The organism is Methanogenium cariaci JCM 10550 (assembly GCF_001315945.1).
GTDB lineage: Archaea > Halobacteriota > Methanomicrobia > Methanomicrobiales > Methanomicrobiaceae > Methanogenium > Methanogenium cariaci.
Genome location: NZ_BBBG01000001.1, coordinates 69,839 through 93,210, shown reverse-complemented (window position 1 = coordinate 93,210; position 23,372 = coordinate 69,839). Strand labels below are relative to the sequence as shown.

The 23,372-nt window shown below is 56.5% G+C and carries 31 protein-coding genes, 1 tRNA gene and 5 pseudogenes; 19 read left to right on the top strand and 18 right to left on the bottom strand.

The genetic code is table 11. The features are described from left to right. The first annotated feature begins 9 nt into the window (after positions 1 to 9). Positions 10 to 1,021 (top strand): annotated as a pseudogene (locus JCM10550_RS00625) (transcription initiation factor IIB). A gap of 45 nt (positions 1,022 to 1,066) precedes the next feature. After that, positions 1,067 to 1,141, top strand: a tRNA-Ala gene (locus JCM10550_RS00620). Between the two features lie 54 nt (positions 1,142 to 1,195). Here the strand turns inward: JCM10550_RS00620 and JCM10550_RS00615 are convergent. After that, positions 1,196 to 1,498: a hypothetical protein gene (locus JCM10550_RS00615; protein WP_172673721.1), complete on the bottom strand. Its 303-nt coding sequence runs from the start codon at positions 1,496 to 1,498 to the stop codon at positions 1,196 to 1,198. A gap of 1 nt (position 1,499) precedes the next feature. Between JCM10550_RS00615 and JCM10550_RS00610 the strand changes: the two genes are divergently transcribed. After that, entirely contained in the window at positions 1,500 to 2,150 is a 651-nt protein-coding gene (locus JCM10550_RS00610; protein ID WP_172673720.1) for a hypothetical protein, read from the top strand. 52 nt (positions 2,151 to 2,202) lie between these two features. Here the strand turns inward: JCM10550_RS00610 and JCM10550_RS00605 are convergent, their stop codons facing one another. From JCM10550_RS00605 to JCM10550_RS00560, 10 genes and pseudogenes are all read right to left on the bottom strand, one after another. Further along, positions 2,203 to 2,622 carry a hypothetical protein gene (locus JCM10550_RS00605; RefSeq protein ID WP_062396273.1) on the bottom strand — a complete coding sequence of 140 codons (420 nt, stop codon included), beginning with the start codon at positions 2,620 to 2,622 and terminating at the stop codon, positions 2,203 to 2,205. A 133-nt stretch (positions 2,623 to 2,755) separates the two neighbouring features. Continuing rightward, complete coding sequence (locus JCM10550_RS16570) at positions 2,756 to 3,682, bottom strand: MFS transporter (protein ID WP_083475191.1); 927 nt, start codon at positions 3,680 to 3,682, stop codon at positions 2,756 to 2,758. Positions 3,683 to 3,764: 82 nt separating this feature from the next. Further along, complete coding sequence (locus JCM10550_RS21180) at positions 3,765 to 4,280, bottom strand: hypothetical protein (protein WP_281175193.1); 516 nt, start codon at positions 4,278 to 4,280, stop codon at positions 3,765 to 3,767. Then, positions 4,210 to 4,389, bottom strand: a complete 180-nt coding sequence (locus JCM10550_RS24030) for an AIR synthase related protein (protein WP_281175192.1) — start codon at positions 4,387 to 4,389, stop codon at positions 4,210 to 4,212. Before JCM10550_RS24030 ends, JCM10550_RS21180 begins: the two co-directional genes overlap by 71 nt. After that, positions 4,332 to 4,556 (bottom strand): AIR synthase related protein, encoded by a 225-nt coding sequence (locus JCM10550_RS24025; RefSeq protein WP_062396264.1) that lies wholly within the window; start codon positions 4,554 to 4,556, stop codon positions 4,332 to 4,334. Before JCM10550_RS24025 ends, JCM10550_RS24030 begins: the two co-directional genes overlap by 58 nt. A 93-nt stretch (positions 4,557 to 4,649) precedes the next feature. Next, complete coding sequence (locus JCM10550_RS21170; RefSeq protein WP_062396263.1) at positions 4,650 to 5,306, bottom strand: hypothetical protein; 657 nt, start codon at positions 5,304 to 5,306, stop codon at positions 4,650 to 4,652. Beyond that, entirely contained in the window at positions 5,267 to 5,404 is a 138-nt protein-coding gene (locus JCM10550_RS21165) for a hypothetical protein (protein ID WP_245618550.1), read from the bottom strand. Before JCM10550_RS21165 ends, JCM10550_RS21170 begins: the two co-directional genes overlap by 40 nt. Beyond that, positions 5,401 to 6,105 carry a DUF460 domain-containing protein gene (locus JCM10550_RS21160; RefSeq protein ID WP_245618618.1) on the bottom strand — a complete coding sequence of 235 codons (705 nt, stop codon included), beginning with the start codon at positions 6,103 to 6,105 and terminating at the stop codon, positions 5,401 to 5,403. The genes JCM10550_RS21165 and JCM10550_RS21160 overlap by 4 nt, the downstream gene beginning before the upstream one ends. Positions 6,106 to 6,130: 25 nt before the next feature. Then, positions 6,131 to 6,592, bottom strand: a complete 462-nt coding sequence (locus tag JCM10550_RS21155) for a hypothetical protein (RefSeq protein WP_062396259.1) — start codon at positions 6,590 to 6,592, stop codon at positions 6,131 to 6,133. A 24-nt stretch (positions 6,593 to 6,616) separates the two neighbouring features. Continuing rightward, a pseudogene (locus JCM10550_RS00560) lies at positions 6,617 to 7,479 on the bottom strand (RIO1 family regulatory kinase/ATPase). Between the two features lie 20 nt (positions 7,480 to 7,499). Here JCM10550_RS00560 and JCM10550_RS00555 point away from each other — a divergent pair. The 3 genes and pseudogenes from JCM10550_RS00555 (at position 7,500) to nadE (ending at position 11,001) form a co-directional block, all read left to right on the top strand. Beyond that, on the top strand, positions 7,500 to 8,441 hold the full coding sequence (locus JCM10550_RS00555; protein WP_245618549.1) for an adenine nucleotide alpha hydrolase family protein: 942 nt from the start codon (positions 7,500 to 7,502) through the stop codon (positions 8,439 to 8,441). After that, complete coding sequence (locus tag JCM10550_RS00550; protein WP_062396257.1) at positions 8,438 to 9,994, top strand: NAD-binding protein; 1,557 nt, start codon at positions 8,438 to 8,440, stop codon at positions 9,992 to 9,994. The genes JCM10550_RS00555 and JCM10550_RS00550 overlap by 4 nt, the downstream gene beginning before the upstream one ends. 196 nt (positions 9,995 to 10,190) lie before the next feature. Further along, a pseudogene (gene nadE / locus JCM10550_RS00545) lies at positions 10,191 to 11,001 on the top strand (NAD(+) synthase). 104 nt (positions 11,002 to 11,105) lie between these two features. On the opposite strand, the gene JCM10550_RS00540 reads toward nadE, so the two are convergent. From JCM10550_RS00540 to JCM10550_RS19425, 3 genes are read right to left on the bottom strand one after another with little or no spacing between them, the layout of a single operon-like run. Further along, positions 11,106 to 11,666 carry a glucose-6-phosphate isomerase family protein gene (locus JCM10550_RS00540; RefSeq protein WP_157199787.1) on the bottom strand — a complete coding sequence of 187 codons (561 nt, stop codon included), beginning with the start codon at positions 11,664 to 11,666 and terminating at the stop codon, positions 11,106 to 11,108. Then, positions 11,666 to 12,652, bottom strand: coding sequence for a COG1361 S-layer family protein (locus tag JCM10550_RS00535; RefSeq protein ID WP_062396256.1), 987 nt, complete (start codon positions 12,650 to 12,652; stop codon positions 11,666 to 11,668). Before JCM10550_RS00535 ends, JCM10550_RS00540 begins: the two co-directional genes overlap by 1 nt. Next, on the bottom strand, positions 12,552 to 12,965 hold the full coding sequence (locus tag JCM10550_RS19425) for a hypothetical protein (protein WP_172673718.1): 414 nt from the start codon (positions 12,963 to 12,965) through the stop codon (positions 12,552 to 12,554). The genes JCM10550_RS00535 and JCM10550_RS19425 overlap by 101 nt, the downstream gene beginning before the upstream one ends. 64 nt (positions 12,966 to 13,029) lie before the next feature. On the opposite strand from JCM10550_RS19425, the gene JCM10550_RS00525 reads away from it, so the two are divergent. The 9 genes from JCM10550_RS00525 (at position 13,030) to JCM10550_RS00495 (ending at position 16,244) form a co-directional block, all read left to right on the top strand. After that, positions 13,030 to 13,326 carry a TrmB family transcriptional regulator gene (locus tag JCM10550_RS00525; RefSeq protein WP_172673717.1) on the top strand — a complete coding sequence of 99 codons (297 nt, stop codon included), beginning with the start codon at positions 13,030 to 13,032 and terminating at the stop codon, positions 13,324 to 13,326. A gap of 241 nt (positions 13,327 to 13,567) precedes the next feature. Then, positions 13,568 to 13,819, top strand: coding sequence for a hypothetical protein (locus tag JCM10550_RS00520; protein ID WP_062396251.1), 252 nt, complete (start codon positions 13,568 to 13,570; stop codon positions 13,817 to 13,819). A gap of 124 nt (positions 13,820 to 13,943) precedes the next feature. Then, on the top strand, positions 13,944 to 14,192 hold the full coding sequence (locus tag JCM10550_RS17810) for a hypothetical protein (RefSeq protein WP_157199785.1): 249 nt from the start codon (positions 13,944 to 13,946) through the stop codon (positions 14,190 to 14,192). A 304-nt stretch (positions 14,193 to 14,496) separates the two neighbouring features. Further along, positions 14,497 to 14,790: a hypothetical protein gene (locus tag JCM10550_RS00510; protein ID WP_157199784.1), complete on the top strand. Its 294-nt coding sequence runs from the start codon at positions 14,497 to 14,499 to the stop codon at positions 14,788 to 14,790. Between the two features lie 87 nt (positions 14,791 to 14,877). Next, positions 14,878 to 15,015, top strand: a complete 138-nt coding sequence (locus tag JCM10550_RS16555) for an FAD-dependent oxidoreductase (RefSeq protein WP_083475189.1) — start codon at positions 14,878 to 14,880, stop codon at positions 15,013 to 15,015. Next, positions 14,991 to 15,455, top strand: a complete 465-nt coding sequence (locus JCM10550_RS24020) for an FAD-dependent oxidoreductase (RefSeq protein ID WP_172673716.1) — start codon at positions 14,991 to 14,993, stop codon at positions 15,453 to 15,455. The genes JCM10550_RS16555 and JCM10550_RS24020 overlap by 25 nt, the downstream gene beginning before the upstream one ends. Continuing rightward, positions 15,452 to 15,724 carry an FAD-dependent oxidoreductase gene (locus JCM10550_RS24015; RefSeq protein ID WP_062396247.1) on the top strand — a complete coding sequence of 91 codons (273 nt, stop codon included), beginning with the start codon at positions 15,452 to 15,454 and terminating at the stop codon, positions 15,722 to 15,724. Before JCM10550_RS24020 ends, JCM10550_RS24015 begins: the two co-directional genes overlap by 4 nt. Continuing rightward, positions 15,721 to 15,957, top strand: coding sequence for a hypothetical protein (locus JCM10550_RS17805; protein WP_157199783.1), 237 nt, complete (start codon positions 15,721 to 15,723; stop codon positions 15,955 to 15,957). The genes JCM10550_RS24015 and JCM10550_RS17805 overlap by 4 nt, the downstream gene beginning before the upstream one ends. Beyond that, on the top strand, positions 15,870 to 16,244 hold the full coding sequence (locus JCM10550_RS00495; RefSeq protein WP_062396246.1) for a hypothetical protein: 375 nt from the start codon (positions 15,870 to 15,872) through the stop codon (positions 16,242 to 16,244). The genes JCM10550_RS17805 and JCM10550_RS00495 overlap by 88 nt, the downstream gene beginning before the upstream one ends. A gap of 7 nt (positions 16,245 to 16,251) precedes the next feature. On the opposite strand, the gene JCM10550_RS00490 is transcribed toward JCM10550_RS00495, so the two are convergent. The 4 genes and pseudogenes from JCM10550_RS00490 to JCM10550_RS00475 form a co-directional block, all read right to left on the bottom strand. After that, positions 16,252 to 16,995, bottom strand: a complete 744-nt coding sequence (locus tag JCM10550_RS00490; RefSeq protein WP_062396245.1) for an MIP/aquaporin family protein — start codon at positions 16,993 to 16,995, stop codon at positions 16,252 to 16,254. Between the two features lies 1 nt (position 16,996). Further along, positions 16,997 to 17,210 (bottom strand): annotated as a pseudogene (locus JCM10550_RS00485) (DUF2180 family protein). A 78-nt stretch (positions 17,211 to 17,288) separates the two neighbouring features. Continuing rightward, positions 17,289 to 18,794: pseudogene (locus JCM10550_RS00480) on the bottom strand (DUF2193 domain-containing protein). Positions 18,795 to 19,010: 216 nt separating this feature from the next. Then, positions 19,011 to 19,280 (bottom strand): hypothetical protein, encoded by a 270-nt coding sequence (locus tag JCM10550_RS00475; protein WP_062396243.1) that lies wholly within the window; start codon positions 19,278 to 19,280, stop codon positions 19,011 to 19,013. A 933-nt stretch (positions 19,281 to 20,213) separates the two neighbouring features. Between JCM10550_RS00475 and JCM10550_RS00470 the strand changes: the two genes are divergently transcribed. From JCM10550_RS00470 to JCM10550_RS00455, 4 genes are read left to right on the top strand one after another with little or no spacing between them, the layout of a single operon-like run. Continuing rightward, entirely contained in the window at positions 20,214 to 20,828 is a 615-nt protein-coding gene (locus tag JCM10550_RS00470) for a lipopolysaccharide assembly protein LapB (protein ID WP_062396241.1), read from the top strand. Beyond that, on the top strand, positions 20,825 to 21,700 hold the full coding sequence (locus JCM10550_RS00465; RefSeq protein WP_157199781.1) for a lipopolysaccharide assembly protein LapB: 876 nt from the start codon (positions 20,825 to 20,827) through the stop codon (positions 21,698 to 21,700). The genes JCM10550_RS00470 and JCM10550_RS00465 overlap by 4 nt, the downstream gene beginning before the upstream one ends. Next, complete coding sequence (locus JCM10550_RS00460) at positions 21,676 to 22,818, top strand: tetratricopeptide repeat protein (RefSeq protein ID WP_062396237.1); 1,143 nt, start codon at positions 21,676 to 21,678, stop codon at positions 22,816 to 22,818. Before JCM10550_RS00465 ends, JCM10550_RS00460 begins: the two co-directional genes overlap by 25 nt. After that, a complete protein-coding gene (locus JCM10550_RS00455) occupies positions 22,730 to 23,188 on the top strand; it encodes a tetratricopeptide repeat protein (RefSeq protein WP_245618617.1) in 459 nt (152 codons plus the stop codon). Before JCM10550_RS00460 ends, JCM10550_RS00455 begins: the two co-directional genes overlap by 89 nt. Positions 23,189 to 23,372 lie beyond the last annotated feature (184 nt).

Sequence of the window (23,372 nt, the reverse complement as noted above, 5' to 3'; positions counted from 1 at the left end):
TGATACATCATGCAGGAAATTGAAAAATTAAAACAACTCCAGTCCCAGCGCGAAACACTCAGAAAACGAACCGCAGAGGCACAGGAGGCGATCAAATCACGGACAGAAGAATCGACCAAAACCGTCTGTCCCGAGTGCGGCAGCCGCCAGCTGGTACAGGATAACGAACGTGCGGAACTGGTATGCCAGAACTGTGGACTTGTCCTCGATGACGAAGTCATTGACCGCGGTCCCGAATGGCGTGCATTCGACCATGACCAGCGGATGAAGCGGTCACGTGTCGGTGCACCGATGACCTTTACCATTCACGACAAAGGTCTCTCCACGATGATTGACTGGCGGAACCGTGACTCATACGGCCGTGCCATCTCATCAAAGAACCGTGCACAGCTCTACCGTCTGCGCAAATGGCAGCGACGTATCCGTGTCTCAAACGCAACCGAGAGGAACCTCGCGTTCGCACTCTCGGAACTGGACCGTATGGCATCGGCTCTCGGTCTGCCGCGAAACGTCCGTGAGACCGCAGCGGTTGTCTACCGTGACGCAGTCGATAAGAACCTCATCCGTGGCAGATCCATTGAAGGGGTCGCCGCAGCCGCCCTCTACGCGGCATGCCGCCAGTGTAATGTCCCGCGTACCCTTGACGAGATTGCGGAAGTGTCCCGTGTCTCACGAAAGGAGATCGGCAGAACCTACCGGTTCATCTCACGTGAACTCGGATTAAAACTGCTCCCCACCTCACCGATTGACTACGTCCCGCGGTTCTGCTCCGGTCTGAACCTGAAAGGAGAAGTCCAGTCGCGTGCGGTTGAGATCCTCCGGCAGGCAGGCGAGCGGGAACTCACGAGTGGACGGGGGGGCCACCGGTGTCGCCGCCGCAGCTATCTACATCTCCTCCATTCTGGGCGGCGAACGCCGAACCCAGCGTGAAGTGGCAGAGGTGGCAGGAGTCACCGAGGTGACCATCCGGAACCGCTACAAGGAACTCGCAGAGAAGCTTGACATCGAGATTATCCTGTAGATTGATAACCTCTCCCCACCAATATATTTTGGAATTGTTCGGAACGGGCCTGTAGATCAGGGGGGGTAGATCGCTACGTTCGCAACGTAGAGGCCGCGGGTTCAAATCCCGCCAGGTCCATTCGTTTTCTTTACCGGCCGGAGTGCGGCAGGATTATTTTTTAAGAGAGGGCAGTCAGAACACTAAAGAGAATGATGCACGGTTCTGCCACAGATACTGCGCCCCCCCTGCCGGAGGGAACCCACCCTGAATGAACTCTTCCTCGGCATCGGCTACATCGCAATCCTTGTCTTTGTGGTTGCGGGCATGGCCTCGGTTGGTCTCAGTCTGACAACAGCCGAGATTTTGCTGCAGTTCCACAACCGGCGGCTGCTCGCCGCATCCCTTCTCGCCAATTTCGTCTTGGTTCCACTCTTTGCCTATCTTCTGCTCTTCATCTTTCCCCCCCTGGGAAAGGGCATGGCCACCGCTCATCATCGTGAGTCTGGCAGCAGGAGCTCCGTCCCTCCCCCCCAAGATTGCCGCCATCACACGGGGGAAACGTCGCCTACGCCGTCGGGCTCATGGCCCTGTTAATGGTCGCAACGGTCATCTACCTGCCCCCCTGGTGATACCCTTTGTTCTGCCGGGAGTGGCCGTTGACCCCCCCGGTGCCACCGCATTCTCGCTGATTGTCTTTATGCTCATCCCGCTCATCATCTGTCTCGGCATCCGGACACGTTATGAATCGTTTGCAAAAAAAGCGGTTCCGGCGGCAGATGCCATCACAAACCTCAGCATCGTGGCCATCTTTCTCATCTTCGGGATTGCCTTCCTCACGCGACTGGGCGACTTCTTTTCCCAGTTCACCGGCACCGGCGGGATCGTTGTCGCTGTCATCTTTATTCTCGGCGCCTGGGCCATCGGCTATTTCACCGGCGGGCCCCCCCTGCAGGAGACACAGACAGTTCTCGGCTTTGGCACCGGTTTCAGGAATATATCAGCGGCTCTCCTGGTGGTCACCACAAATTTCACCGAACCCGCGATCATTCTCATGGTGCTTGCGATCACCATTTTCGGCGTGATCATCATCGGCATCATGGTGGGCGCAGACTACCGCAGGCATCTCCGGGAAGAGACGAACGGATAAGGGCCGGCCCATGGACGATTGCTAAAAAAGAAATATTTCCGATTTTCCCGGTTTATACCATCATACCCGCCTCTTCACCCTCACATTCCTCCACATTTTCCGGGTCAGGGGGGGTGAAGAACGACAGAATGATGACAATGAATGCCACTATTGCCCCCACAAAGAATGCGAGGTCAAAGGCAGACGCCAGAACAGCTTCCACCAGCTGTGGCTGGGTGACAAGCGCCCCTTCGGTGAGGCCCTCCCTGCTGGAGATGGTGATGAGTGACTGGATAAACGCGAGTTCAAAGATAACGATGCCCACCGTAGCCCCCCCTGCATTTCGCTCGGTGGTGGCAAGACTGGAGACCATGCCCTGCTTCTCCCGTGGGGCAAGACACATAATTTCGCTGGTGTTCGGCGAGTAATACAGACCAAGGCCGAATCCCAGCAGGGCAAGGGTGAGGACGATAACAGCCGTTGAGGTTGCCACTCCGAACGTGGAGAGGAGAAGGAACGAGGCAAGATAGATGACGGACGCTCCGACACAGAGTTTGCGGGGCCGAACCGGTGGTAGAGGGCGCCGGACATTGTCCCGCCGATCATCAGGGTGACCGAGGGCACAGTCAGGAAGATGCCGGCAACCATTGTCGACATCCCCCCCTGCACGTATTCAAGGAAGAAGGCAGAAGGAAGTTTGACCCGCAGTAGGCAAACATCATCAGCAGTGCCCCGAGATTTGCAAAGAGGAAATCCCGCTGCCGGTAGAGCTGCAGGTCAAGCAGGGGGGGATCCGGTGCAAAACGTTCCCGCCGAATGAAGAGCACCGTGCCTGCGACAAAGATGACTCCCGCCGCGAGAATCGAAGGAGAGGCGAACCCAAGGGCCACACCAAGGTTCAGGGCATAGATGAGGGACGCGAGCATGATGAAGAGGTAGAGGGCACCCTGTCCGTCAAACTTCGCCGTCTTCTCACGGGCAGGCAGGGAGGGAATAACCGCCGCACCGAGGACACAGGCGAGGATACCCACCGGGACGTTGATCAAAAAGATCCAGTGCCAGGTGAATAGTTCAGTGAGAATACCCCCAGAAACGGCCCGGCAGCGACACCCAGAGACGACATCGTCACGACAAACCCGATGGCCTTTGGCCGTTCTCCCGGCGGCATGAAGACCGAGACCATCGCCATGCTGATGGCGCCGAGCATCGCACCGCCCACCGCCTGGACGGCACGGGAGCCGACCAGCGCCAAAAACGAAGGTGAGAGGGCACAGAACAGTGACCCCAGCGAGAAGACGAGGAAACCCCCCCAAAAATATCCGGCGGAATCCAATCCGGTCCGCGAGTTTCCCGAAGATCATCAGGCAGCTCGTGAGAACCAGCAGATACATGGTCGACACCCAGGAGACAAGCCCCGTTGAGACATCAAACGAGAGAGAAATGGTCGGCAGGGCAATATTGACAATAGAACTGTCCAGTGCGCTCATAAAAGATGCGATGGATATTGCAAAGAGCAGCAGCTTCTGGTTTTTTACCTCTGTGGGAATTTCCATAGGGGGGGGCTCCAAAATTTAGTCTCAAACGGTTGTGCAGGATGATATTTGAGGGTTGCTTTACCGGAATGTCACCACCGGTTCAAATCATTCCCAGTAATGTGAGTACCCCCCCACCTTCTCCAGCGCCACGCCGTCCAGGTACACCCCCCCAACCCGGCCGCAACCCGGCCGATGCATGTCGCATCCACCCCCCCGCAACCGGGAACACGTCCTCCGGACAGGTGAAGAGCAGGCCAAAGTCACCACCACCGAAGAGAGCATAGCGGGCCGCATCCTCAGCAGGCACTCCCTCCGGACGGGGAATCGCCGCCTCTGTTACATCCAGCCGTACCCCCCCGGATGCCTCGGCAAGGTCATGTAGTGATATGGAGAGTCCGTCAGAGACGTCCATCATCGCAGTCGCCCCCCCGGCACGTCCGAGGGCCTGCCCCTCGAAGACACCCGGCCGGGGGGGTACAACCAGTGCCTCCCAGTGGGCCGGATACCCCGTCCAGCCCGGCCTGTGCCTGACCGGGGGATACCGGTCACCGCCACGATATCTCCGGGCTGTGCCCCCCCCGCCGCCGCACCAGACATTCCGGTGAAACCCGGCCAAGGCCGGTTGAGACCAGTGTGCACTCCGTATGGGCATCCATATCACCGCCCATCAGCCGACAGCCGTATGCACGGCAGCACTCGTCTGCGCCGCGGGTGATCTCTTCCACCCGGTCAGCCCGATCCACCCCCCCACCGCCAAAAGCAGGGCAATGGGGGACGGCCCCCCCATCGAGGCCACATCAGAGAGCGTTACTGCCGCGGCCATCCAGCCGCACTCATAATCCGTCATGCCTGTGGGAAAATCGGTTGTCTCATGGAGCATATCGGTTGACATCACGAGATAGTTCTCACCATCGTCGATGACGGCACAGTCGTCATCGGTCGCGGCACTACCTATAATCGCACGAATTGCCCTGACAAGGCCCGGTCATCCATCCTTCTTTACCTCTCGTTCCCGCTCTGTCCGGTACTCCCGGAAAATTGACTCAATCATCTCAGCACTCTTCCCCCCCTGTTCATAGGCGGCGATCTCTTTTTGCCACGCCTCAACTGCTGCCGTGAAACGGGAGGCATCTGCACTCCCCCCCACCGGCCCGCGAACCTCAAGTCCGATAGCCTTTGGGTGGAGTAAAACAATGCCCCCCCGTTCGAGGCAGGCATCTTTCAGTCGTTCATCACCATCGCCGACAAGGGCACGAATCCGAAGCCCTGCGAGCGTATCAAGCACCGTTGTCCCCCCCCACCCAGCCGTCATCTTCACTGCAATAATATCACCCTCTGCGATCCCAAAATCAGCATCCACCTGACGAATCGCATCGCGGGAGAGGGATTCTGTTGCCTTGACAAGCAGACGGTCATCCCCCGTCTGGCTCGATGCAAGCCGGCGTAGACGCTCGACCTGTTTTCTCAGTTTCTTTGTTTTGCGCTCCTCACGGCGGAGCTTCTTCTTCTGGTTCGCGATGATGGTATCGAGCTTGCCAATCTCGGTATCCTTTCGCAGGGCTCGGCTCTCATTCCCCCCCCGTTCCCGCTCAAGAAGGGCGTTCAGGCGGGCAATCTCCAGGTCCTTTGCCTCTCCTTCCACCTGCAGGTCAGCGACATGCCCCCCCGCAGGGACTTCACCATCCCGTCAAGCTGCAAAAGCCGATCATCCCGCGGGCCGGGGGGCAGGGACTTCCTCACCCTCTTCCTCCTCTGCCGGGGGCAGGCACCTTCTTCCCAAGGATCTGTTCCAGAGAGAGGCCCCGGACGACACCGGCCCGCACCTCATCCATGTCATGTCCGGGCGGCAACCGCTTTGCGACATTCCTGAACTTCGGCTGGTAGACACGGAATGCATCCATTGCGGCCGAAAGGGAGTCACGTTCATGGTCATTGCCGTACGGAATGTCACCGCACAGGGTCTTTTTCTCCTCCACGGTCCGGTCAACCTTCGGAGTATAGGCAACCGCCGAGAAGGCCCGGCGGATACGTTCCACGGATGCAGGCATCGGCTGCACATCGGTTGCCACCACCAGCGGCCGCCCGGCAGTGTAGAGTGTCTCAATCACATCCGGCATCGCCATCGTCCGGGAACTCTTCACGAGCACCGGTTCGCCGTCCAGCGTCACCGCAGCAATACCCACCGTCGTCCCGGGATCGATACCCACGAAGAGATAGCGCTGCCCGCCACCCCCCCGTGTCCGGTAGCGAATACGATCCAGCCGGCGGCCCGCCACTTTCACCTGCACATCGGCAGACCGGACATTTGTAACCGGCACGTCCTCACGCAGGGAGGCAACCACAAAATGCACCCGCCCGAGACCCCCCCCGAACGCCTTCACCTCCTCTTTTGTATAGGAACATCCCTGTTCCCGCAGAGTATCCTCCACCTCGCGGGCCATCTGCCGCACCGCCCCCCCATGGACCTTACGGGCATAGCGGTTCTGGCTCCAGCCCCCCCTTTCCCAAGTGAGCGTCCCCCCCGTGACACCGTGACATCAGTCGTATTTTCAAAGGCCACCACCTCCGCACCGCCGCCAAGTTCAGCCACAACCGCAGAGGCACGGGCCTCAGCATAAGGTCGAGCCGGTTGAACTTCATATTGTAGCGGGCAGCCACCCGCGGCAGGGACTCCTGCTTCTCCCCGCCGGTGGACTGCACGAGCATTGTCCGGGGGGGAGGCAGAGACTGTAAAAACGAAAAAAGAGCTTTCTGATCACGGGCAATCTCCTGCACCGAGTCAACCGCAAGAATATCAGGTTCCTCGCGGGCTATCAGACGGAGCAGACGAAAAACAGAGACATCTGTGGTCTCGCGTTCCTCTCCCTCATCACGGATGACAAGGGCAAAGCGGGGGGGCCTCTCGCCCCCGCGATCGTACTGAGCCATGGATAATATCGATCCCAAAGATCTTCACCCAACCACCTGCGCGTGTATCTCCTCCACCTGCGCATCGATCCGGTACTTCCGGGAAAAGTAGGTACAAAGATTGGTGATGTCACGCTGCAGGATCTCTTCTGCTGCCGGGTGTGAGGGCTCGACCCATTGCGGCCAATCAATTACCCAGACATTCTTCCCATCCACCATGATATTGAATTCCGAGAGGTCGCCATGAATATAGCCAAGGAGGTAGGCCTTGGATATGTTCTCCACCACTTCTGCAAAGACATCGTCAGGATTCTCCAGGGTCGCCTGAGCGATGGGCACCCCCCCGTGGATGAACGTCATCACAATGAGATTGCGGTTGATGTCCACCGGCACCGGCACCGAGACCTCGGCATGCAGGGCAGTGAGAGCATCATACTCCTGCCGGGCCGAGTAGCTGGAGGCAAATATCCACGGGAAATGCTTGTACTGCGGCATATAGCTCCGTGACCGGCGAACCGTCTGGAACGACTGCTGACCAATCCGGTGAAATTTCAGGGCAACGACACCCATACCCATCGCCTCATAGACCGCCGCCTCCTTACCGACACCGAGGAGGCACCCGAGGGAGGTGACAGAGCCTTTGCGCACCGCACCGTGCAGGGCGAGGGCATCAAAACCGGTGAAGACCATCTGGTATCCTTGTAGGGAACCGAACTGCTCTTCACCATGTTCCGCCCCCCCATCAGGTGCCCGAGACGGTAATTCATTTCAGACTCAGAGAGCTTTGTCTGGTGGCGGAGCACATCCTCCGGAACCCAGCGGTAGCGTTTCATCAGGTGTTCCAGGGCAAGCAGGATCTTTATCTCGAAGCGGTGAAGGTCACGCACATCATCAGCACAGAGGGACATTATTGTAGTATGCATTTAACATGAGAGATAATATATCTTTGATTGAGACCCCCCCCATGAACTGTTCAAAATGCCGCCGGGAGGCGATCATATACCAGCGGTACTCCGGAATGCACCTCTGTAGCGAGCACTTTACCGATAGCGTGGAGTCACGGGTGAAACGGGAGATACGCAAACACCACTGGATAGAACACGGTGATACAATAGGCGTCGCCCTCTCCGGCGGAAAGGATTCCACCTCTCTTTTGCATTTTCTTATAAAAACCTTCGGTCACCGTCCGGACATCACCATCCTTGCGATCACCATCGACGAAGGTATTGCAGGATACCGTGACCTCTCGGAGACAGAGGTGATCGCCCGCCGTTACGGGGTGCCCTGGCATACCGCATCCTTTGCCGAAGAATATGGCACCACCCTGGACGGGATTGTGGCAGGCCAGGGGGGGGATGACCGGCGATCCTGTTCATTCTGCGGCGTGCTGCGCCGCCGACTGGTAAACCGTATCGCACGGGAGAACGGGTGCACGAAACTCGCATTCGGGTTCAACCTGGACGACGAGGCACAGTCCGTGATGATGAACGTCCTCCGCGGGGACACCGAACGCCTGACGATGACACAGCGGGACAATCCGGGAATGATCCCGCGAATACGTCCCTTTGCCGTGATCCCGGAACGGGAGGTCGCACTCTATGCCCACCTGCATGTAGGATCGCTTGCGGACCACGGCTGCCCGTATGCCCACAACGCCCTCCGCGGGGACGTGCGGCGGCTCTTAAACGAATACACCTGGCAGCACCCGGCCACAAAATTCGCGGTCAGAACCCTGGGAAAAGAGATGCAGGGACGCAGCACAGGCCCCGTCCTCACCCCGGAAATCTGTCCAAAATGCGGCGAACCGGCATTCGGCACCTGCCGGACCTGCGCGGTTCTGGATGAGGTAAAACAGGACAAAAGAACATGAAGATCGTGGAAATGCTGCGGCGGGTCATTCAGAGCTTAGTGCCACAGAAGCGTCTGCGCATCTACGTCACCGCCCTTGCCGCCCAGATCGCCATCTATGCCCTCCTCATCTACCATCTGATACCGATACTGGAGGGCTACACCCTCAGCCCGATGGAGTCGTTTTACTTTGTCGTCATGACCATCACCACGGTCGGCTATGGGATCAGTTTCCCGATAGAAAATGATCTCACCTACCTTCTCGTCAGTATCATCATCATCGCCGGGGTGACCACCGTACTCTTCATCATCCCGGTTCTGCTCTCCCCCCCGTACCTGGAACGGGCCTTCCGGGCAGGCCCGCCACGCCGGACCTCCATTCGCCCGGACGGCCACATCGTTGTGGCAGGCTTCAATGAGGTCAGCCGGTCCATCATCCACATGCTCTCGGTTGCTGAAAATGACATCATCCTTGTTGAGGAAAACGAGGAACAGGCAAAAGAAGCTCTCAGGATGAACCGGGACGCACCGCAGGTGATCTGGGGGGGAAAATATAATGATGAGGAGACGTGGAAGAACGCCTGGATTGCAAAGGCAGACTATGTGATCATCAACGAGGAGGAGCACACCGCCGCAAAAATAATACTGGGTATCACCGGCATGACCGATGCGAAGATCATCACTATTGTAGAAGACATCACCAAGGACCGCTTTCTCCGCTACGCCGGGTCAGAGTATATCCTCTCCCCAAAGAACGTAACCGGAAAGAGTCTTGCCCGCTATGCGATTCCCGGCCCGTTTTTTGAGACCCTCTATGACGAAAACCCCTACTGCACCCTGCAATCCGGGGGGGAACCCCTGGAAGAAGACGGAGATAAACGCAAAATATTCATGCTTCCCGTACTCGAAGGGTTTCGTTTCGTGGGGGGGCACACGGTAGGTGAGATCAACGGGAATGACGAACACCCGATTGAGATCGTCTCCTACTGGAAGGGACATCACTTCATCATGTACCCGGATGAAAGTGAGGTCATCGACAAGTCGATGGTCCTCTTTGTACACGGGGGGGCAGAAGCGGACGTCCATGCCACGCTTGATGAAAGCCTCATCCCCCCCGGAAAGACCGATGCCTATGCAGTGATCGTCGGGTATGGCCATATCGGGCGAACCGTATATACGGAGCTGGAGGATATTGGCATCCATGCGACCGTCATCGATCCGGTGGCAGACAAGGTGCCCGGCATCCACGGGAGCGGAGAGTCGGAAGCGGACCTCATCGCAGCAGGCATCAGCCATGCCTCGGTCTGTATCATCGCAACGTCAGATGATGATGTCAATATCTTCAGCACACTGATGGCACGGACTGAACCAGAGGATGCGGGTACTCTCGTTGCAACCGAACCGGAGTCGGTGGAAAAACTCTATCGGGCAGGGGGGGCTGATTATGTCGTTGACCTCCCGACTCACGGGGGCAATTCTTGCAGCAAACATCGTTCTTGCCGACCTCATCCACCTCATCCTCGATCTCCCCGGCGGAGAGGGACGCCAGATCGCAGCCAGACATATTATGAATAAGCTACCCCCCCTTACGGTTGAGAGTATTGAAGCACGAACCGGTGTGCAGGTCATCGGGTTCCGGGGGGGCGCCGGAGATACGTGATACACCCGAAAAAAGACCAGATCCTCATGGAAGGTGACGAGATGATCGTCATCGGCACCCGGAATGAACTCAAAAGCTTCATCCGCATAACATCACCAGGAGATAACTGATATGAAACAAACGTGTGAGATAGGATGTGAATGTGAACGCATTGAACAGATGATACGCCACACCCTCTGGTCCTCCGGGGGGGCCAAAGGGTTTGTCGTGGGCATCAGCGGCGGGGGGGTGGACTCTGCTTGCCGCGGTACTCTGTGCACGGGCCGTGGGCGGCGAACGGGTGCTGGGTATCGCACTCCCGTCCCCCCCGGTCACCCCCCCGGATGCCGACCTCAGAGACGGGAAAGACCTCTGCGCCGCATTTGAGATCCCCCCCTTCCAGACGATACCCATTGAACCAATGCTCAGTGCCTTTGCGGGCATGGAAGGGTTTGAGAACAACCCCCCCTACCTGAGCGGCAACCTGATGGCCCGTATCCGCATGACCACATTGTATTACCATGCAAACCGCCTGCACTATCTTGTCTGTGGAACCTCCAACCGCTCAGAGTACATGCTTGGCTACTCCACCAAGTACGGGGACAGTGCGGCTGACATCCAGCCGATTCTGCACTGCTACAAGACACGGGTCTATGCACTGGCAAAGGAAGTGGGCGTGCCGACACCCATCATTGAAAAGCCGCCATCAGCAGGACTCTGGCCGGGACAGAGTGATGAGGAAGAGATTGGCTTTACCTATGCAGCAATTGACCGTGCGCTCACCTCTCTGGAGGCAAACAACTGGACCGCGTCAAACGCACAGGAAGAACTCATCCTCGGGAAAGTGCAGGCATCCATGCACAAACGCATGAGCCGCCAAACCTGCTTGGTATTCCCTGAAATCATAACTGACGGAAGAGCTCGGCATGCCCCCGCAGGGTGATTCAGGTAGCCGAGGGAGTCCCCCCGCCGATGAGGTCATAAATGTCTTTCCCGTGGACAATACCGGTCCCGGGAAACTCTGGGGGGGCATCCCTGAATTTTAGCTCACCCGCACCCGGATACTGGGGGGGATTTTTCTTCCAGCCGTCGGTGCAGTGGTAATACGCTGCCCCCCCGTGATGATTCATACGTTGCATACTCGCTTTCAAACTCTTCTGAGACCAGATTGACCATGCAGAGTTCGGTATCTGCCGGATTGATCGTAACATGCCCGTATCCCGGCGGGACGAGGACCACGTCACCGGGACCTGCCCGTACAACGATCACGTCTGATGCATCGCGTGTCTGGAGCAGATACTCCGCCCTGCCACTGAGCACCTGGTAGAGTTCAGGATAGCCGGTGGCGTCCGGTGCTGCCGGGTGATAGTGTCCCTTGGTCTTTGCAAACTCCCCCCCGCAGAGGGTCATCGGGGGGATAACGGTATAATCAAACCGGATCCTGTTGGCCTTCAGCCATTCCCTGTCTCCTGCACTACGGGCAAGGTTTCGGTACATAAAATAGAGGGGGCCGGATGCACTGCACCCTGCCTCGGCAAGGACCGGACGCATCTGGCCTATTGTTCGTATCTGCGGTTCGGGCAGGTCGATGTCCCGGTACAGTTCCATTACTGTTGTTTCTGTCTTCGCTGTTGATATAGATAGTACCCGGCACCGAGGATGGCAAAGATGAGGACAGTGATGACGATCGGATTCGTGAGAACGGTTCCAAGGCCACTTCTGCTCTGTATGGTCACTTTCGCCTTCATCGGGTCTGATATGACACTGTTTTTCAGGGAGTCCTTGTAGCGGATCTCGGTGTCCAGACCGTAGCCCTTGATCGTGGCATCACCGGATACACTGACGTGGTAGTGGGCAGTGAAGGTATCACCGGGTGCCAGATCACCGATGTATGCGGTGTCATCGTTGCTGGTGAACGGGTCGACCGCACTGATACGGGAGATAGCATCGTAGGCAGTGGCACCGCCGGTATTTTTATAGATCACTTCAATCGTGCCCTTCTCTCCCGGATACATCACGTATGATTCAGAGACGACCTCAAAGGTGATCTCCTCACCCACAGGGATACCGATGGTCACCGGCTTTGAGCTGACTTTGTCGCCTTCGCTGTTCTCGTAGGTGACGACGACACCCATCGGATATGACGAGCCTGAAGCATCCTTTGATGCGGCCACCTTGAAGTTCGCAGTTACAGTCTCGCCGGGTGCAAACTCACCGATAAAGTAACTGCCGTCCGTGGGAGCGACCGGACTTCCGGAAACAGCACTCAGCACAAGTGTTGCCTGCTTTCCCGTGTCTTGTCCGTCGTTCTGCACCGAAACGGTCAGGTAACCTTCCGTGCCGGCATTGAGTTCGGTTACATCCGCGGAGAGGACCGTTACCTGCACATCCGGTTTGATGACAATCTCAACAGAGAGCGTCTTTTTTGCGGTCCGGTATTCATACTTCAGTGCGTCATTGCTGAACTCATCTGCATGATAGAGGTAGGTATATTCAAGAGTGACCGGCAGGACGTAAGTTCCCGCAGGGGGGGCACCATCGTTGATTCTGACCTCGAAGGGTGCCTTCGTCCGTGCACCCCCCTGCGATATCACCCACCAGTTGTGAATCGGTCTTGACCGAAACAGGAGCTGTGCCATCACCAAGCGTGACAACTACATTTTTGGCGGTGTTCGGGCGGTCTTCCCGGGCGACATTGGCCGAGTTCTGTGAGGAAAAATCAATTGTTCCGATGTTCTCCACCTTTACCGGGATCGTTACCATTGAGTCGGGATAATACTCGTTGCTGCCCTCGATACTGACACGCAGATCGGGTGGCCCGGAGATCACCTTTTCTGCCGCCATCACTGGTGCGCAGAGGCACACAATGAGGACAATTCCTATGATTGCAGTCCGTGAAATATTCATAATATCACTGTTGTTGTATTTGTAACAACATTTATCTGCATTCTCATTATATATTCCTATGCCAATGGCTAAGACTGTCCCCAGCACCACAATGATTCAGGAACACCTGAAATCCCTCGGCCTGACAAAATATGAGAGTCTGGTCTATATCGCACTCCTTCAGGTCGACGGCGCGACTGCAACCGAAATACACGAGATTTCCGGGGTTCCGCGTGCATCCGTATACCCGGTACTGGATAAACTCAGCAAAAAACAACTGGTCAATGTCACCACCACATCCCCGAAACGCTTTGCGGCCACCCCACCGGATGAGCCATCGACAGCCTTATTGCGCGCATCACTCAGGACTCCGCGGCGGTAAAGAATGAACTGACCGCGATCTATGAAGAGCGGTCCAGCATGAACCACGCGGAACGTCAGGAGATGATCTGGAATATCCATAGGGGGGCAGAAAACATCGGCAGCCGGGCAGTTAATCTGATCCGGTCTGCAAAGTCGGAGGTGGCCATTATCAGTGGCAAAAACATTCTGACACGTCCCCTTCAGGAGCGATCACAGCCCTTGACCCGAATATAACCGTTGAAATTGTCACCACTGGCGGCTTGGAACGAGATGATATTCCTCCGAATGCACAGAAACTGGTGATCGAAGGAATTCCGCACCCGGATACCATCACCGGAGAAAAGCACCTCCCCCCCTGTGTCATCATCGTCGACAGCAGACGGGTGATCGCATTTGTCAGTAATGCCGATGTTCCCAGCGCACTCTACTCGGAGTCACCTGGATTCGTGAACCTCTTTACCGGATACTGGGGGGGCTTTGTCCAAGGGCATGTCTCCAGTCCCCGGGAGTGAAGGGCAAAAAACACTTCCGATACCGGAAAGTTTGTTGTATCCGGGATCCAACCATCTTCTTTAATGATTCCCCCGAAGGGCCCGAGACGTTGTTCAATGGATATTCAAAGCCGCATCCTATGAGGTGGATGACGGCGAAGGGGGGGCGATAGACCTCTCTGCGTTCCGCGGCGATGAGTGTGTGGTGATTCTCTGTTCTGAAGACGCTGGCGAGATACAGAATTTTGACCGCCTGAAATACCAGTTCAACCTTGATTCAGGTCCTGCACTCTGTAAAAAACTGCTGGTATCGTTCACGCCGCCGGTCGCGGTGCAGTCCTGCACCGTCTGGGGGGGGAAAGAGAACTTACCGATACTTTGGGCCACGCCATAGGCGCCTATATCCAGGGAAAGGATGTGAACCTCCCCCCTCTCTGCGTCTGCAGAGATTGTTGTCCCCCGTACAGCGGGGGGGCAGGCATATGCAAAACAGGAACCCGAACCCGAGCCCGAACCGGGCATTGAGATTCCCCACCTACCGGTGACGATCACCGCCGCCCGGGCACAGGCCGTCTCCGGGATCAAGGGTACCCCCCCAACCTCCGGTTTATCCCCCCTACTGGTCCTACCGGGCAGAAAGCCACGGAGAGAAGATATATAAGAGTCATGTCATCAGTTTTGAGCGTGAGGAATACGGCGTGATGAGCGCCATTAATGGTATGAAAGGAGACTTCACCGCAGAAATAACCGAGACAAAGGAAGTGCCCGGAGATGCGGATATCCTGCCGCCCAAACTTACCAAAAACGACATCAGGGAGCGGGTGCTCTCCGCCCTCATCGAGGATCTCTCCCAGACGGTGCGAATCAGTCAGTGCGAGGGGGACACGATATTCTATGAGGACCGGGATTTCTCCCCCCCGACCCGGAGAATATATCCATATCTTCCGAGATCGTGTATGTTCCCGTCTGGCAGATTCGCGGCAGCCGGATAGCTGAAATAAACGCGTTCACCGGGGAACTCCTTGAGATGCCCATGGACGACGGAGTAGAAGTTCTCTGAAAAAAGGAGGACAGACGACATGATCATTGTCATCGGCGGAGGCCCTGCAGGACGGATTGCAGCGATGCGCCTTGCCGCACAGGGAAAAGAGGTCATCCTCTTTGACAGCCGGGCGGAGGGACTGGGCGGCCAGTGCCTGCACCAGGCTGTATGGTGATCTGTGCCCAGAACGATGCGGCACGTGCCTGTGACGATGCCAGAGCGCTCCACCAGCTCGGGATCACGGATACTGCCCCTGCAATCGACTATACCCGCCTGCAGGAAAAGATGGCAGACGTCCAAAAGACGATTGCAGGCGTTATTGGCGCCGAGACAACGGGGGGGACCGGTGTCACCGTCATCTGCGAACATGCCTGCGTTGAAGGAAACCGGGTGTATGCCGGGGGCATTGAATATGAACCGGAGGCAATCCTCATTGCAACCGGATCCATCCCTCACATCCCTGCCATTACGGGAACCGGACTGGACGAAGTCTACACACCCCCCCATTCCCTCCCCCCCGCTCTCAAGCGTTCACCACGACAGATGGTGATCATCGGCAGCGGAGTCATCGCAGCCGAGTACGCGTACATCTTCCGTGTCGCAGGGCAGATGTGACAATCGTTGCCCGGAGCACCCTTCTTCGTGGGTTCCCCCCCAGCCAGCTGGTCACCGGTGCCCGGCGGGATCTTGCAGGAGTGCATATCCGCGAGGAGACCGCGGTTGTTGCCATTGAAGGCACCGGCAGTGTCACCGGTGTGCGCCTCCGGACCGACGGGAACGAAGAGGTAATTCCCTGTGACACCGTGCTCCTTGCAACCGGTCTTCGTCCCCGGACGGATGGTATCTCAGGCATTGCCCTCGGGCCGGACGGGAGATTCTGGTGAATGAACGGATGGAGACGAGTGTCCCCCCCGGTGTCTATGCGGCAGGCGATGTGACCGGTCCCCCCCATATCTCACTCCCCCCCTGGCACGCAGGGAAGGACGGGCCGCAGTCGATGCCATCCTCGGGCTGCCCCCCCGGAAGCCGGTGCCCGCCTGTGTTCCACAGACGATTAAGCTGCGCCATGAACACTCCATTGCCCTCCACCCGGATGCAGAAGAGAACGGCACCATGATCCCGTCACCGGCAGCACCGGGTTCGTTCTGGCTTGTCCCGGAGCGCCATACCGGCCAGTCACTGTTGATGACGGACGACACAACCGGGCGGATGACCGGATTTTATGAGGTCTCTCCACAGTCATCAGCCGCGGCGGGCTACCTGGCATACCTGATCAACAGCGGAGTCAGTGTCGATGCGATGGACTCGTTCATTGAAGTGCACCCATCGTCTGAAGGCATCATCTGGCTGATGCGGTACTGTACAGAAAAGCACGAAGACAGGCAATTTTCAGAGGAAAAATAAGATATTTTTAGTCCTCTTTTACGACCCAGTCGTAGAAGAAGACTGCAATGAGTGCCCCCAGGATGGGCCCGATGATATAGATGGGAAACGCCCCCCCCATCACATCAGGTCCGCCCAGGAGCAGATCACCCACTGCAGGGCCGAAACTGCGGGCGGGATTCAGGGACGAACCGGTCAGCCCGCCGATGGTGGTGATGATACCTCCCACTGTAAGACCAATAATAAGACCGGCAAAACCGGGCGGCGCCCGCTCATCCACCGCAACACCCATGATGACCATCATCAGCACAAAGGTACCGATGGTTTCTGCAAGGATTGCCATCCCGAATGTCACGCCCACTGCCGGTGCAGTTGCACCAAGCCCGCCGATGGTGACAGCATCCAGTCCTGCCGAGAAGTAGAAGAGGATACTCCCTATAAGCGCACCCACCAGCTGGGCAACGATATATGCCACCGCATCCGTGGCCGGAAACCGCTTTGAGGCAAGGAGGGCAATTGTCACCGCCGGGTTGATATGGGCTCCCGATATCCGGCCAAGACCATAGATCACCGCGGTAATCACAATCGCAAAGGCAAGACCAATGGCAAGCCAGTCCGCAAGGCCGCCCAGTGAACCAATCGTCAGAGACTGGAGCGGGCCCGACTCCCGTGCAGCAATCATCAGGAGCATTGCTGCTGCCCCAGGGCCAAAGTAGACCAGCAGCATGGTGCCTACCAGTTCAGCCACTGACCGCCTCATAAGGGATGCCATATCACTTCTCTCCTTTCATCGCCAGAGAACACTCCGGCAGAGAATACGCGGGAGCTGCTGTTTGACCTTATGGGCAGGGAATGGATATCCGCCTTCCCAGAGATCCTTTTCCTCCCGGATTGCATGATCCATACACAGCCCCCCATCCCGCAGACGATACAAACGGCAACAGCGTCGGTATCCCTGCCCTCTTTTGCGCATACATAACACTTCATTTCATACCCCCCCTCGTGTATGTGTCCGGTCATATTCGTTCCCGGACATCAGGGGGGGTGTGAGGGGGGGATGTCCCCTCACACCGCCTCACGGTACTCGCAGTACTGGTGTCGGAAGTCAACGACTGAGGCAGAAGCACAGTTCTTGCATGCACGAACCGGTGCCGCCGGTGTCGCCTTGTCAAGGGCGATGACATTGGTCATCATCGTCGCGGTGACCGGCTCTGATGTGAGCAGGCACGGATAGTCGGCAAGGCTCATCATCGCGGCAAACCGGACGGTGATGGCGCAGGCAGGATAGACATACCGCTGCGGGTTCTGGATCACATCATGGGTCATGAGCGGCCCGAGGTCAATGGCGAGACCGCTCACATTCGGTTTTAAGTCAGCTGCAGTCCCCGCCTTCACCTTGCGGGACCGGTCGATGATACCCCCCCAGCCACGGTAGACCATGTCCATGAAGTCGCAGTTGTGCAGTTCTGCTGCAGCACCGCGTGTCGGGTAGAGCTGGACATAGTTGTGGAACCGGCGGGTCAGGAATTCAACGACAGACGGACCGTTGAACCCGTCCATTTCAAGCAGGCACTCCGCTGCGGCAGCACCACTGCCGGTGGCAAGCGCGAGCACCTGCCCGGGGCTCTTGAACTTCGGAATGGCGGCACGCAGGGAGGTATCCACCACCTGGGTCACCCCCCCCTCAATGATGCCCATCACCATGTCGTCCTTGCACATATTGAACGTGGACTGCGCGATATGGTGTGCGATGTCACCCACACAGTAGGCAGGTATGGTAACAGCGTTTGCATAGTGCACACCATCGCCAACCGCTGCTTTTACGACCGGCTCCATCTTTTTGCGATATTCCGCCATGTACTTCCGCGGATCAAACGAGTCCATGCCAAGGCTGTCCATCAGCTTGGCCTGCGCCTCGACCGGGTTTTCATAGATGCCCTTTAACTGTGCAATCTCCAGATCAACGGCCGCAGCAAGGGTCGCACCGCCTTCAACAGACTGTGCAAAGACCTCTCCCACACCATAGGACGTATTCATCCCCCCCAGGACTTGGCTGCAAGGAGCGCCTTTTTGTGATCTGCAGGAATATCAGTCTTTTTGAGAATCTGGTTCACCACATTGCTGGTTGAACCGGGAATCATCGCAAAGTCCACCACACAGGTCGGTCCATAGAATCCGGCATACCGGCGGGCGGACTCAAGGCCAATCATCGCATTCATATCACCAATCTTTGCAATGAACGTCTCCACGCTCTTTTGGAATTTCTCGTCCTGATCACAGAGAATCTCAAGGATCACCGGTGTCTGGTAGTGCTCTACAAACGGATCATCCTCAGGCTTTACGTAGTTCGTAAGTCCTGTAAGAGTATCGTAGTGGGCATTCACGGACTGCTTGTGTAAGTCAATGACAGCCTTTGACTGACCATCCCCACGGTCATCTTGTTCACGGCATCGACATACGGCTTTCCGTCTGTCACGTGAAATTCTTTCCCCCTCTTCTCTTTCAAAACATTGACATCAGCCCACTGGCGCCCATGGCCTCGTCAATCATTTTCGTATATATCTTCTCCATTTCTTCACCCCCCCTTTGAGGTCATGGGGAGATGCCACATTATCGCATATATATTTATCCCACAATTGTATCAAACACGGGGACAATTTATATCATATAAACCGTGTTTTAGCAAATGCCCCAATAATTACCTTTAAATCGGGACATTATCCAGATTCTGCGGACAATACACTGATTAATGCAATAAACGGACATTTCGACCATAAAGTATATATCTCAGTCATTTAGCCGGGATGCAATCCACCGATGAACCACAGCCTTCAGTTGCACTGCATCCTCGGTAGCTGAAACCTCGGAGATGATATGCAATTCCAGTTCATCCAGTAAAGGGTGAATGACGGTTTTAAGCATCTCCTGAGGGCCCAATCCTAATTTATCACGTGCACAGTGACGGAGAAGACGTTCCATATGTTCCATCTCCCCCCCGGTGCGCAGAAGGATATCTTCAAGCGCCATCTCAGTATTTTCACCGCTGGTCAGAACCATACCCCCCCCATAAAAGAAACAGAAAAGAGAGATTCATCTTATTAATCACCATTCAGGAGAGTATTCTATTTCCAATATTAATATTCTAATTGCCAAACAGTTATGCATGGCAAATACGCATAGCATATTAACGAAATATTAAATACCTTTGACAGATAACTAAAAGGTTGGCAGAGTCATGTCCAAATAGATGACGCAGGAAAGAGGTATGATCATTGTCCCACTGGTGTCGGTGATCCATCCAAACACATATATGGACAACATTCAGTGATTTCCGGCCTGTGGCCAACCCCCCCCAACACATGGCGGCAGGTCAAACGGAACGTTGTTCACCTCTTCAACAACACCCCCCCCAAATGAAACAGATGAGAAAATAGACCCGGGGGGACAGACAGATGGTCTGAAGGAAACCCGGGCATGTTTGCTCTGCCACCAAATAGGACAGGCAGCTGAATGATTCACTGCTCTATTAACAGCATTACTGACCTTCCTTCGGACCCCCCCATGCCTCTTTTTCAATCACATCAGACAGAAGCTGCAGCCCTCCTGATCTTCAGGCAACTACACGGGGAAAAATGTGACCACTCCGGTGTATTTACCCGTTCACCCGATATACTGCAAATACAGCTTTATCTGCCCATGACCTTTTTTCATGAAGAGAAACACATTTCACTTCACAGCAGGATAGTGTACTCGTCTATAGCAGGTGAATCGGTTCATGGCGCTTTTTGATAATTTATTCGGACAGGGGGACCAGAATCCCTGGATTGAAAAAGGGAAAAATCACTTCAATCAGGCAGATATGAAGAGGCAGCCCGGGATCTGGGGAAAGCCCTTGAAATATCCGACGATACAGTAACCCACCACCTCCGGGGTGAGGCGTTCTTTTACCTTGGGGAACCACTACAGGCTGCCCGGGAATTCCGGGCCTGTGTGGAGAAGAATCCGGATGACATCACCGGATGGGAGGCATTTGGTGAGGCCCTGATACGCACCGGCAGTTATACGGAGGCGCTGAAGTGCTACGACATCGTCACCGCCCAACGCCCTGATGCACTGAACGGATGGCTCAGAAAGACCGACTGTCTTGAACGTCTTGCCCGATACGCCGATGCAGCAGCTGCCGCCGAGAAGGCACTCTCACTCGAAACGGGTGACCGGGTCCTCCGCGAGCGGGCGGCACGGCTGCACCTGCGGGCGGGCAACACAACAGACGCGCTCACCTATCTCATCCAGGTGTTGAAGTTCAGTCCGGATAATGCTGAACTGCTCACCCTCATCGGTGATGCCCAGGAACGGGCGGGCATGCGAAAAGAGGCGGCAGATACCTATGCACGGGTGCTCGAACTGAACGAAGATTCGGTTGCCGTTGCGATGCGGTTTGCAGCACTCTGTGAATCCCTGGGGCGGTTTGGAGAGGCAGCTGAGGCATACCGGAGGGTTGCAATGGCCATGCCGGAGAACCCGGCGCCGGATACTACCGGGCCACCTCCCTCTTCTGGAAAGGGGACTATCGTGAATGTGCGCAGTCGCTCGATATCGTGGTGAAGAAGAACCCGGAGGATGTGCAGGCCTGGTATCTGATGGGTGCCTCCCTGGAGCACATCGGCGAGTACCGGCGGGCTGCGGACTGTTATGAGGCAATGCTCCGCGTCGACCAGACGAACAGCCTGGCCTGGTATCACCGTGGCATCTGCCTGTCCGGCCTGGGCCAGTATGACGAGGCATATAAATGCCTGGGAAAGGTCACGGACAGCGGCAGTGACAAAGCAGTCTCATGGATCAGCACAGAAGCTGAACTCAGCCTCTTTTCCAGTGATAAACGGAATAAGACTGCCCGGCCGATGGACATTGATGTCCGGAGAAATGCCCTTACGGCACTACAGGCAGATGCACTCGTACATCTCGGGCGTGAACGTGAGGCACTCGCCCTGTATTCACATCTCATCGATGCGGATCGGGGGGGAGACCTCAATATCTGGCGCCGGAAAGGTGAGGCACTCATGCAGATCGGCGACTATACACGGGCAATTGAGGTACTCAGCCATGTGACCACTGCTGAAGCAGATGACTGGTCATCCGTCATCCTTCTGGGTGATGCCTGTCTGCACACCGGGAACACCGAACGGGCCGCCGCATATTATTCCACGGCCATTCAGGCGGGATTCACCGACCAGAATGCATGCAGAAAACTGGGCATCATCTACCAGACATCCGGTGAGCACGAAAAGGCCCTTGCCGTGTTTGACCGTATGCTGGAAGAACACCCGAATGATACGGGTATCCTCACGTTGAAGGGCAGCTCCCTCCTTGAGATGGGACAGTACGAAGCGGCTCTCGATAGCTTGAATCGGTTGATGCAAAGAATAACTCGGATCTGGAGATCAAGCGCCAGATGGCTTCTGCCCTGGAATATTTAGGCAGATACCGTGAGGCACTGAAAGTCATCGAAGAAGCACGTGCGATTGCACCTGCTGATATGAGCCTGCTTGCCCGGAAGGCATCCCTCTTAGAGAAGGCAGGCGAACTGGAGGAGGCAGCCGGAGTGTATGTTCAGGTCGTTGAGGCCGAACCGGGACGGGCAGGAGCATCCCTGCGGCTCGGTGAGTCCCTTGCATCGTTAGGAAAGTATGATGAGGCAATATTCTTCTTCCAGCGGTCCCTTGAACGCAACCAGGAAAATACGGATGCCTGGATTGCCCTCGGACAGACCTATCTGCGCAAAGGAAAGATGGAAGACGCGGAAAAATGTCTCATATCTGCTGCAAAGACCCGGCCCTCAGACCCGGCGGTGCACTACGAAGCCGGGAGAGTCAGCCTTGCCCTCGGGAACACCGACGAGGCACTACAGTCCTTCGATACGGTGCTCAGCCTGAAACCGGATCACGCACCAACCCTCAGGGAACGGGCAGCCGCACTGCTTGCAATTGATCGGGCAGCGGAGGCAGCGGACGGATTTTCAACCTATCTCAGGATTGTCCCCCCCGAAGACAATACCGCACGCACACTCCGTGCCCGTGCCTACGAGAAGGCGGGCCGGTTCGCAGACGCCGCAGCAGCATACCGTGAGGTGCTGGCCGTCAACACCCATGATACCGACAGCTGGCTCTCTCTTGCAGCCTGCCTCCTTGTCACCGGCGAGTATGCAGAGGTTGCGAATGTGACCGAAAAGATCACTGCAATCAGTCCCTCGAACCGTCAGGCATGGGAGTACCGGGCGTCTGCCCTGGAACGGCTCGGCCACTACGAAGAGGCGGTTCATGCCTACCGGACCACCCTCTCATCCGGCAAAGAGAATGTTCTGATGCAAATGCACCTTGGCAGCATGATGATGCATGCCGGGGGACTATGCAGGCGCTGCCGCAGTCTTTTCAGAGGTGACGGTAGCAGAACCGGACCAGGCAGAACCAAAGTATCTCCTCAGCGAGGCAGCCCTTGCAGCAGGAGACCTGAAAGGTGCTCTCTCAGCAGCAGAGGCATTCAGGGATACGGAACCGAACTCGGCCTATGCCCGCTTTATGACAGGAGTGCTCTATGAACGCATGGGGGGGAGAATTGACGAGGCGATCACCGCCATCCAGTCAGCAATTGAGGCAGACCGGAAAAACGCTACCTACTGGGCAGCGCTCGGGTCTGTCCTCATGACCGCAGGGAAATACCCGGAGGCAGGAAAGGCGTTCGACCAGCTCACTGTCCTCCAGGGAGAGACCGCGGCGGTGTGGTACGGGAAAGGACGGGCGCTTGCCGAGACCGGCCGGTACGAGCAGGCGATCCCCTGCTTTGAGGAGGCAGTCAAAGCAAACCCGGCGGATGAGGCCTCACACTCCCGTCTGGCTGCTGCATACATGGCTGTCGGACGCTACAAAGAGGCGGCAGCATCTCTGAATACCCTCTCTTCTCAGGAATGAGAGGATCTCTAACTTTTTTCATACACACCATCATCCGGGATGACAGACAGCAGGTGATCCCGGAACGGCAGTACCGCACACCCGGACGGCACCACAGCCTGATACAATACAACAGTCGTCGCAGAACGGAACAGTCTGCCCATTCCCAGACGAAAGGATCATTTATATTTCTGTTTATGTCGGG

What these genes read in the sequence shown, in the direction of transcription:
- JCM10550_RS00525 (WP_172673717.1), top strand. Translation starts at nt 13,030, where the DNA reads ATGGCTAAGACTGTCCCCAGCACCACAATGATTCAGGAACACCTGAAA.
- JCM10550_RS00475 (WP_062396243.1), bottom strand. Translation starts at nt 19,280, where the DNA reads ATGGTTCTGACCAGCGGTGAAAATACTGAGATGGCGCTTGAAGATATC.
- JCM10550_RS16570 (WP_083475191.1), bottom strand. Translation starts at nt 3,682, where the DNA reads ATGGAAATTCCCACAGAGGTAAAAAACCAGAAGCTGCTGCTCTTTGCA.
- JCM10550_RS00615 (WP_172673721.1), bottom strand. Translation starts at nt 1,498, where the DNA reads ATGATGAGCGGTGGCCATGCCCTTTCCCAGGGGGGGAAAGATGAAGAG.
- JCM10550_RS19425 (WP_172673718.1), bottom strand. Translation starts at nt 12,965, where the DNA reads ATGAATATTTCACGGACTGCAATCATAGGAATTGTCCTCATTGTGTGC.
- JCM10550_RS24025 (WP_062396264.1), bottom strand. Translation starts at nt 4,556, where the DNA reads ATGTCAACCGATATGCTCCATGAGACAACCGATTTTCCCACAGGCATG.
- JCM10550_RS21155 (WP_062396259.1), bottom strand. Translation starts at nt 6,592, where the DNA reads ATGGCTCAGTACGATCGCGGGGGCGAGAGGCCCCCCCGCTTTGCCCTT.
- JCM10550_RS16555 (WP_083475189.1), top strand. Translation starts at nt 14,878, where the DNA reads ATGATCATTGTCATCGGCGGAGGCCCTGCAGGACGGATTGCAGCGATG.
- JCM10550_RS21160 (WP_245618618.1), bottom strand. Translation starts at nt 6,105, where the DNA reads ATGGCCCGCGAGGTGGAGGATACTCTGCGGGAACAGGGATGTTCCTAT.
- JCM10550_RS00550 (WP_062396257.1), top strand. Translation starts at nt 8,438, where the DNA reads ATGAAGATCGTGGAAATGCTGCGGCGGGTCATTCAGAGCTTAGTGCCA.
- JCM10550_RS00540 (WP_157199787.1), bottom strand. Translation starts at nt 11,666, where the DNA reads ATGGAACTGTACCGGGACATCGACCTGCCCGAACCGCAGATACGAACA.
- JCM10550_RS00460 (WP_062396237.1), top strand. Translation starts at nt 21,676, where the DNA reads ATGGCTTCTGCCCTGGAATATTTAGGCAGATACCGTGAGGCACTGAAA.
- JCM10550_RS00490 (WP_062396245.1), bottom strand. Translation starts at nt 16,995, where the DNA reads ATGGCATCCCTTATGAGGCGGTCAGTGGCTGAACTGGTAGGCACCATG.
- JCM10550_RS00555 (WP_245618549.1), top strand. Translation starts at nt 7,500, where the DNA reads ATGAGAGATAATATATCTTTGATTGAGACCCCCCCCATGAACTGTTCA.